A 7,733-nucleotide genomic window follows, 5' to 3' on the forward strand; every position below is an offset into this window, starting at 1 on the left:
TCTGCTCAAAACGCAGATCGAAAACCAACCCAAAAGTAGTCAATCAAATCGCCAAAAGCCTGAAATCACCAGCCAAGCGTATCAATCAAGGGTTCTTCGATCCCTCCAGGTTCTGTGTTTGTAAAGAATTCAATCCCCTGATCGCCAGGGGGTATAGCTCCTCTGTAGGCTTCTACTTGAATGAAATCTCCGGAACTGGAAGTTGTTCCGTAAGCCAACCCGGAACTCATCATCAAAAGGTCAACGTCTAAAGTCTGTGTTTTGGATCTACTCCTATAAAACGGACCATATTTGTAATTTTCGCGATATGAAGATGAAAAGCGATAATCATCAAACCGTTGGTCTCGCACGCCGACATCCATAGATAAATTATTGCGATGCAGATCGATACTTTGACGTGTTTTATTTGTCCAGAGAGATAGGCATGATCGCTTTGATAGAGTTAAGAGCCTGATCCGAAGGTTCTTCATCTATCTCTATGACCTATGGTTTTTCGATTCCTCTTCTGACCATATTCACGCGGGCTAATGCCGGTTCGTGGCACTATTTTCATCATATCTATTGCAAAGATGGATTAATCACAACATGCTTTTATTATTCAAGGGATTTTGGATCAGGCTGTGCCGTGTAATTTGGACATTCCCTGAAAGCTGACGGAATGAATTTATATACACTCTGAAAGTTCGTAGTGCTATTTTTGGCCGACGGATCGTCTGGCGTCTGGCATTGAGTAAATCGATCCGAAATTGGAGAAGTTATCCGATCTCAAATGTTTGTGTCGGGAAGCGAACCCTCGATCTTCCTCTTCAGGTTCAGCACGGTAGCCGGGGACACTCCCACCATATCCGCCACTTGCCGTAGCGTCATCCTCCGCCCTTCCTCCGACGCCAGGATCGCCTCGACCTCGGCCCGGCGTTCGGTTGCTGTCCTGGTCTTGCGCCGGCGGGGTCTCGGAGGCACTTCAGGGGTGGTCCTGGCTCCCGTATCGACGCGGTTCCCGATTTGAAGGGTAGTCAGGTCGCGGAGGATGGCGTGAATGCCGGCGTCGTCGGGCTCCAGTTCCTCCAGGAACCTCAGTCGCGTTATCAGGTCATCAAGGGTTGAGGCTGGCAACTCATGTCCCGCTATATCCGCGACGATCTGCATGCGGTGCTGGACGGGTTCCTGGCTCTCCCACACACCTTTCCTCCTGGCGCGGCAGACGAATTGACGATCGGAACACAGGGCATTCCACCGCTTCCATTCGGCAATCGCATCGCTGATGGTCGTCGGCAATGGAAAGGCAGCCCGCAAGGTGTCGATCGCATCGCGGTTCCAGTCATGTTCGAAGCGGGAATCTCGCTTGAGGTAAGGCGCCGCCGCGTCGATCAGGGCGCGCTCGTCTGCTGATGGCTGGAACAGATTGCCACCATAACGGCGCTCGATCTCGTCGGCCTTCTCCCGGTCTGTCTGGCGCCGCGCCTTCAGTTCAGCCTTGCGCGCGGCCTCCTGCGCCCGACGCTCGGCTTCAGCGCGCAATCTCTCTCGGTCTTTGCGGGCCTGTTCCACGTCGCCACCTCGCAGCAGAACAGGGATATCGTCCAGATCATATCCGAACGGTGACGCCATCGAAAGCGCGCGAGCCTTGGCGGCCGTGGCTTCCCCGGCAATACCACGCTCGGCCAGTGCCCAGATTTTCCGCAGTCTCTCGATATCCAGGCGCATTGCGGGCATCCCTCAGTCTGTTCAATATGAACATGAGACTGGTGTTCAATTTGAACAAGTGTCTGTGTTCAAAATGAACGGGATGGCGTGTCGGATTTTGCCTGGTTGTTCAGGTGCGTTTCCGTATCTTGCTGAAGGGGGCGCTGGAAGGCGCTCGGGGGATACCCGGCTCCCGCCGGGGTTACATCGCTGACGACAAGGTGCCGTTTGCCTGGTCAGATGCCGGCTGGAAGGCGGACGACTGGCAAAGGTCTTCAGTTTTAAGGAAGTCATAATTGGCTTGCATCCGGTCCTTTGGGAGAACTATCGTAATGGACCGGAGCCGATCGCCAGGGCTGCAAGCGACCCAAAAGGCGGCAATTCGATTTTTATCGACACCCACACGGCAACCTACAGTTGGCGCGCGGTGGTCAGGAAACGCTTGTGACTACCCCTCAGTAGCCAAATTGGAGGTATTGCCATGTCTACCCAAAAAGAATGCGTGGATCATTTGCGCGCGTATTGCCGCCTGCACACCCTGAAGGGAATCGGCGCAGGGCACGCCCATGAACTGGTGGCCGCATATTTTGGCTATCGATCTGTAGCCGCGCTCCGTGCGGAGGGGAGTTATCAGCTTAACATGCTCGAAGAAGCCGAAATCCTGATTCCTGACCTCACGTTGATGCAGCAGCGAATTGGTCGATTGCGCGGCCTTCCGGTGGACCTACTTCCTGTCGGTGTGCTTGCTGAGGAAATATCCCGCTTCCTTGTAGATTCCGGCTATTTTGCCGGAGATATCTGGCACACCAGCAACCTAGCTGAATACATGGAAACTGATGTGATTCAGCATTACACAACGATAATCGAGGATGATCTTTCGGGGCAGATGTCCGAAACCAATGCCTACTTTGATCAACTGGATATCGAGAAAGTTGAATTGGCAAAAGGCGAGAACGCACTTACCGTCGATGTCAGTGGTTCACTTAGCGGTAAGCACGACTGGGATCGCATGTTCCATGGCGATTCAATCACGTTCAACGCCGTAATGACATTTCAGCGCGTGGCTGGGCGGGTGGCTTATATGAAACCAGATATCGCAACCGGCGGCACGGTCAATAATGGGTACCAATACGACCCCGCTGAATGACTTCAAATCCAGTCGGCAGGTTTATTCGAGCCTGCCGACTGGAGCGAGAGCAATCAGTTGTCGAGATATTTGTCGCGCGCCAAGGTCGGCCAATTGGACCTGAGCGTGGACGCTATATCCGAAACATGTTGGTCGTCCTCGGCTGCTTCTCGGCCGGTATATCCGTTCTCAGCTTGATAAGTTTCGAAATAAGCGTGGAGATCGTCATACGGAGTTTCCATTTCTTCCGTATTGATTATTTCGACTCTTCCATCCTTCCAGATAACGATTCGAGAATTGAAACTGTCATCGACCGACTGTAGCATGGCTTTCACATCACTTTTCGACCACGAACTATTTAGATTAAAGGACATTCCCTGCTCCTGTTTGGTCGGTATCAATAAGAGACTTAGACTGCGTGCCATTCCAATCGTTCGTGAGCAACATCTCTGTTTAACAGTCGGCGTTGCGCAGGGCGCGGGAGCTTGCTTCGTCCTGGTGACGAGCGACGCCGTTTGGGGATCAATATGCGGGCCTGGCGGTATGTCCGGTCGAGGTTGCCGCTCTGGCGACGGGGCGTTGCGTGTGCGGCCAGATGCCGGGTGGACGGCAGACGGAGCGACCGGGTGCAGAGGGCTCGGTCTGGATGTCCTTACTGGATCGTCGCCGCATAACCCGGCGGAGCCGGGGCATCCACCGAGCCCCCTTCAGGCTCGCCCCGCCGGCGGCAGATATCATGGACAAGACACCTCCGATCTGACCGAGAGCAGCGCCTCATAACCGTTCCCCAGCCTCTCCATATGACCGATTGCCATTGAAACGCCCCGAGAGAAAAGTTATATTGGAATATAACATCTAGCCGGTCACTTAGGAGCGATCAATGCACACCACCAATCTCCGCAAGGTCGGCGGGTCGGTCATGATGGCTGTTCCTCCTGCTGTCCTGGAGACCTTGCATCTGTCGGCAGGCGCCAAGGTCTCGATCACCGTGGCCGAGGGGCGCCTGGTCGTCGAACCGAAAGCCAGGCCGAAATACACGATGGCCGAACTCCTGGCCGCGTCGGACTATTCCGAGCCCCACGCCCCGGAAGACCGCGAATGGGTCGATGCTCCGGCGGTCGGGGGCGAACTTCTGTGAAGCGTGGCGACATCTACAAGGTCGATCTGGACCCGACCGAGGGCCGGGAACAGCAGGGATACCGACCTGTCCTGATCGTCTCGCCGGATGAATTCAACAAGGCCACGCGCCTGCCGGTCATCCTGCCCATCACGAATGGCGGGGATTTCGCCAGGCGCCTGGGCTTCGCCGTATCGCTGACGGGAAGCGGGACGGAGACAACCGGCATCGTCCGGTGCGACCAGCCCCGCGTCCTGGACCTCAATGCCAGGAATGGCAGGCTGGTCGAATCCCTGCCGGATGAGATCATGGACGAGGTGTTGGCGAAGGTGACTACGATCTTCGAGTGAGGGGTGTCCGTGTCAGAGAGGCGCATTCCGTCCGTTTGGTGACTTCAAGATCGCGGAAGCGGATTGTGTGGGGCAGATTTCGCCCGCATGCCAGTCGTAGCGCGTGGTTCAAGCGTTTCCCAATAGCGGACACCGAATGAGAGTTATATGCTCCTAGCATGCCCGGTACCAAGCACCATACTGCCCTTGCTTCGGCGGCTACCGTTTATATGTCACGCTGGCATCTAGTTGCCGATGGCGCGCCTGTTCGGACAGCAAGTTCCTACTTGGTGCCGGTCACCCGCGACGGCTCCCCGGCTATGTTGAAAGTAACTTCTGACCCCGATGAACTTCGCGGCAATCATCTCATGACACTGTGGAATGGGCAGGGTGTTGCCGCAGTTATGGAACATGATCGAGGCGCTCTTCTTCTGGAAAGAGCAATTAGCGGTCGCACTCTCGCCGACCTCGTTTACGCAGGCTTAGACAATGAAGCGACGCGAAATCTTTGTGAGACAGCGGAACTTCTGCACTCATCTTCACGATTACAGCATGAAGAAATGCGGTCTTTGAAAAGCTGGTTCGCTGACTTACTCGGTTTCTCCTCGAACAACGCAGAATGGTTGAAAGACTGCGGCCGTCAGGCCCACACGCTATTAAGTGATCCACAGGAGCAACTCATCTTGCACGGAGACCTCCATCACGGCAACGTTCTGGATTTTGGGGCGCGAGGTTGGCGCGCGATCGACCCGAAGGGCCTTTATGGGGAAAGGGCCGCTGATTTTGCGGCTCTATTTCTGAATCCCGATCTTGCGGATTCACAGCGCCCCTACGCTATTTCTCCACAAAGGTTCGAGCAAAGGATCAGGCTTGTCAGCTCACATACGGGTATTGAGCCTGTCAGACTGTTGCGATGGATTCATGCTTGGAGCGGCCTGTCCGCAGTCTGGTTTATCGAAGATGGGATTGCTCCGGAAACTCAGCGGGCAGTTGCGCATCTGGCGTCTGAGGCGCTCGGTTAAGAAGGCAGCAGAAGCTGCCGCTTTCGACTCTCATATCGGCCGTAAACCTGTTACACTGACGTTTCCGAAACAGGCTCGGCCTCACTGGCCACTGAAACAAGAAATTTTATCTACTCTAAAACCAAAATAGTAAGCTTGGAATTATGAATTTAGAAAACAATGATGAACTCGAAAAATTTAAAAGTTATATGCACGAGCGATTTAATGAACTTGAACGAGACAGTCGCGGCACTGCATGGGATTTTGTAGGGCTGTCGGTATCCTTGGATTATCTTGCTTCCCTTACCAAGATTAAAGTCAAAGTCAAAGTCAAAACAAAAGAAGAATTAAGATGGCAATCAGGCCGTGAATATTTCACGATTTTCATTAATAAATTTTTCCCAGAAGCATATTCCCAGTTCACCTATAGAAATGGCTCCAATGACTTGCCAGAGCAGATGTATCGCACTCTCAGATGTGGTTTGGCACATGCCTTCAGCTTGTATGGCGAACCCGGTGGGCACGGTCGGACTGGATCAATTATGATTGGGCATGGGGAGGGTAATCTAATCCCCGCTCAAAATGCACCGCCTCGTGATGATACTGTAATCCTGAATTTTATTCCCTTTATTAATGACGTGCGGACGGCACTTAACAACCTCATAGAGGCCGCCCGCTCTGATCCACGGTTAAAAGAGCGCCTGTTAGAACGTATTCGAGCGCAACCCCCACTCCAACTAATCCTCGAATAGTATCGCTGTTTAGCCGTGTGTAGAGATGAAAACTTGCTGGAGATCAGTTAGGCGTCAGTCTGACGGCTTTCTCTCTTCATTGCCGATGACCGGACCGTCCACTTGCCCAAAAAAGCGGCCTTCACGAAGCCACCATTCCCGGCGCCCCAACCTTCATCAACGCCCCATCCGCCAGCGCACTCTGAAGCCTCAACGCCTCATCCACCGGCCCTGTCATCCACACATCCATATCCTCCTGCCGCGTCAGGATGATGGGCATGGCCTTGGGGTGGACCGCGCCGACCTCGCGGTTGGGCTCGGTGGTCAGGAATCCATACAGGTCGTCCGTCGTTTCGCCATCGGCCAGTTTCCTGACAGATGTCCACCGGCACAAGAGCCCGGCGAAGAAGGCCAGTGGCTCACCATCGGCCCGGGTGAACCAGACCTGACGACTGCCTCCTTCCGGCAGATGCTCGGGCTCGGCGAAGGCTGTCAGCGGAACCAGGCAGCGATGCTCCACGCCCAGCCAGCGCCGCCACCAGGATGATTCCGTGCGCCGGATGTTGGTGATGCCCCGGTCCACCTTCTTGCCCTTGAGCATGCCGGGCGGCGTCGGCATTCCCCAGCGTGCCAAAACCAGTTCCCGGCCACCCTCGGCGTTGCGGACAATCGGGGCCATCGCGTTCGGCCACACCTCGGGCAACGGTTGCAGGTTGCCGATGTGGTCGATCATCACCCTGGCGATGGTCCGGATCGCCTGCTGGTTGGTCATCACGGAATACAGGTTGCACATCGCGGGCTTCCTTCCGGCTGGTAGCGAAAGTCTTTCAGACTCAATTCGCTGGCGGTGACGGGCAATCGATCGCGCCGGACAGCATGCCATATCTCAGACAATCGTGCCTTGACTCTGATCGCATTGTCGGAACAAAGCATGAACATATGACCCCGCAGACGCCGCCAGGACCGGACGGATCGAGATGACCATGAAAGGAAGCCCGGCCGAGAAGAAATCAGCCCTGGAAGCGCTCCAGGCGACCATTGCCCGCATCGAGGGACACAAGAACCGCAAGCGCGCCGTCCTGCCGTTCGGCGTGAAAGAGATCGATACGCGATTGCCGGGTGGCGGCCTGGCCCTCGGTGCGCTCCATGAGGTGGCCGGAGGCGGGAATGATGCTCTGAACGCCACGGCCGCCGCCCTGTTTGCCGCTGGGATTGCCGCCCGGACCAGGGGCAAGGTGCTGTGGATCGTCACAAGGCAGGACATTTTCGCCCCGGCGCTCGATCAGGCCGGACTGGCCGCCCGCCGGGTCATTCATGTCGAGGCATCCTCGGACAACGACGCCCTGGCCTGTTTCGAGGAAGGTTTGCGCCATGGCGGGCTGGGGTCCGTGGTCGCTGAGGTCGGACGGCTGACGATGACGGCCTCGCGGCGCTTGCAGATCGCCGCCGAGGGAACCGGGACCATCGGCCTGGCCGTCCGGAGATGGCGCCGCCAGACGGAAGCCGCCGATTTCGGACAGCCGACAGCCAGCACCACGCGCTGGCGAGTCTCTGTCCTGCCGTCCGCGCCACTTCCCGTGCCCGGCGTGGAACGGCCCCGGTGGATGCTGGAACTGCTACGCGCACGATCGGGGGTGGACTTGTAACGGTTTTGTGCCGGTCATCTGAGCGTTTTAAGCTTGTATCAGGAGACCGACGAAACCATGAAACATACGGAAGATTTCAAGCGCGAGGCCGTGAGGATTG

At 55.9% G+C, this 7,733-nt stretch carries 10 protein-coding genes; 7 read left to right on the plus strand and 3 right to left on the minus strand.

Annotation, left to right across the window (positions count from 1 at the left end; all coding sequences use genetic code 11):
- Positions 1–251, plus strand: a 251-nt coding sequence (locus tag GOB82_RS13320) for a hypothetical protein (RefSeq protein ID WP_206752403.1), incomplete at its 5' end; no start/stop codon positions are given.
- A 514-nt stretch (positions 252–765) separates the two neighbouring features.
- On the opposite strand, the gene GOB82_RS12600 is transcribed toward GOB82_RS13320, so the two are convergent.
- Positions 766–1,704 (minus strand): hypothetical protein, encoded by a 939-nt coding sequence (locus GOB82_RS12600; protein WP_166123618.1) that lies wholly within the window; start codon positions 1,702–1,704, stop codon positions 766–768.
- A gap of 460 nt (positions 1,705–2,164) precedes the next feature.
- Here GOB82_RS12600 and GOB82_RS12605 point away from each other — a divergent pair, with 460 nt between their 5' ends.
- Positions 2,165–2,830 carry a hypothetical protein gene (locus GOB82_RS12605; protein WP_166123620.1) on the plus strand — a complete coding sequence of 222 codons (666 nt, stop codon included), beginning with the start codon at positions 2,165–2,167 and terminating at the stop codon, positions 2,828–2,830.
- Positions 2,831–2,883: 53 nt separating this feature from the next.
- Here the strand turns inward: GOB82_RS12605 and GOB82_RS12610 are convergent, their stop codons facing one another.
- Entirely contained in the window at positions 2,884–3,183 is a 300-nt protein-coding gene (locus GOB82_RS12610; protein WP_144880199.1) for a hypothetical protein, read from the minus strand.
- A gap of 506 nt (positions 3,184–3,689) precedes the next feature.
- Here GOB82_RS12610 and GOB82_RS12615 point away from each other — a divergent pair.
- The 4 genes from GOB82_RS12615 to GOB82_RS12630 all read left to right on the plus strand — a co-directional run bounded on the left by GOB82_RS12615 (position 3,690) and on the right by GOB82_RS12630 (position 6,008).
- Positions 3,690–3,947, plus strand: coding sequence for an AbrB/MazE/SpoVT family DNA-binding domain-containing protein (locus GOB82_RS12615; RefSeq protein WP_166123621.1), 258 nt, complete (start codon positions 3,690–3,692; stop codon positions 3,945–3,947).
- Positions 3,944–4,276 carry a type II toxin-antitoxin system PemK/MazF family toxin gene (locus GOB82_RS12620; RefSeq protein WP_166123623.1) on the plus strand — a complete coding sequence of 111 codons (333 nt, stop codon included), beginning with the start codon at positions 3,944–3,946 and terminating at the stop codon, positions 4,274–4,276. Before GOB82_RS12615 ends, GOB82_RS12620 begins: the two co-directional genes overlap by 4 nt.
- A gap of 158 nt (positions 4,277–4,434) precedes the next feature.
- Entirely contained in the window at positions 4,435–5,277 is an 843-nt protein-coding gene (locus GOB82_RS12625) for an aminoglycoside phosphotransferase family protein (protein WP_166123625.1), read from the plus strand.
- 143 nt (positions 5,278–5,420) lie between these two features.
- A complete protein-coding gene (locus GOB82_RS12630) occupies positions 5,421–6,008 on the plus strand; it encodes a hypothetical protein (protein WP_166123627.1) in 588 nt (195 codons plus the stop codon).
- A gap of 121 nt (positions 6,009–6,129) precedes the next feature.
- Here GOB82_RS12630 and GOB82_RS12635 read toward each other — a convergent pair whose 3' ends face one another.
- Positions 6,130–6,780, minus strand: coding sequence for an SOS response-associated peptidase (locus GOB82_RS12635; RefSeq protein ID WP_166123628.1), 651 nt, complete (start codon positions 6,778–6,780; stop codon positions 6,130–6,132).
- Between the two features lie 184 nt (positions 6,781–6,964).
- Here GOB82_RS12635 and GOB82_RS12640 point away from each other — a divergent pair, with 184 nt between their 5' ends.
- Positions 6,965–7,633 carry an ImuA family protein gene (locus tag GOB82_RS12640; RefSeq protein WP_242007411.1) on the plus strand — a complete coding sequence of 223 codons (669 nt, stop codon included), beginning with the start codon at positions 6,965–6,967 and terminating at the stop codon, positions 7,631–7,633.
- Positions 7,634–7,733 lie beyond the last annotated feature (100 nt).

This window comes from Acetobacter farinalis (genome assembly GCF_011516935.1).
Classification (GTDB): Bacteria; Pseudomonadota; Alphaproteobacteria; order Acetobacterales; family Acetobacteraceae; genus Acetobacter; species Acetobacter farinalis.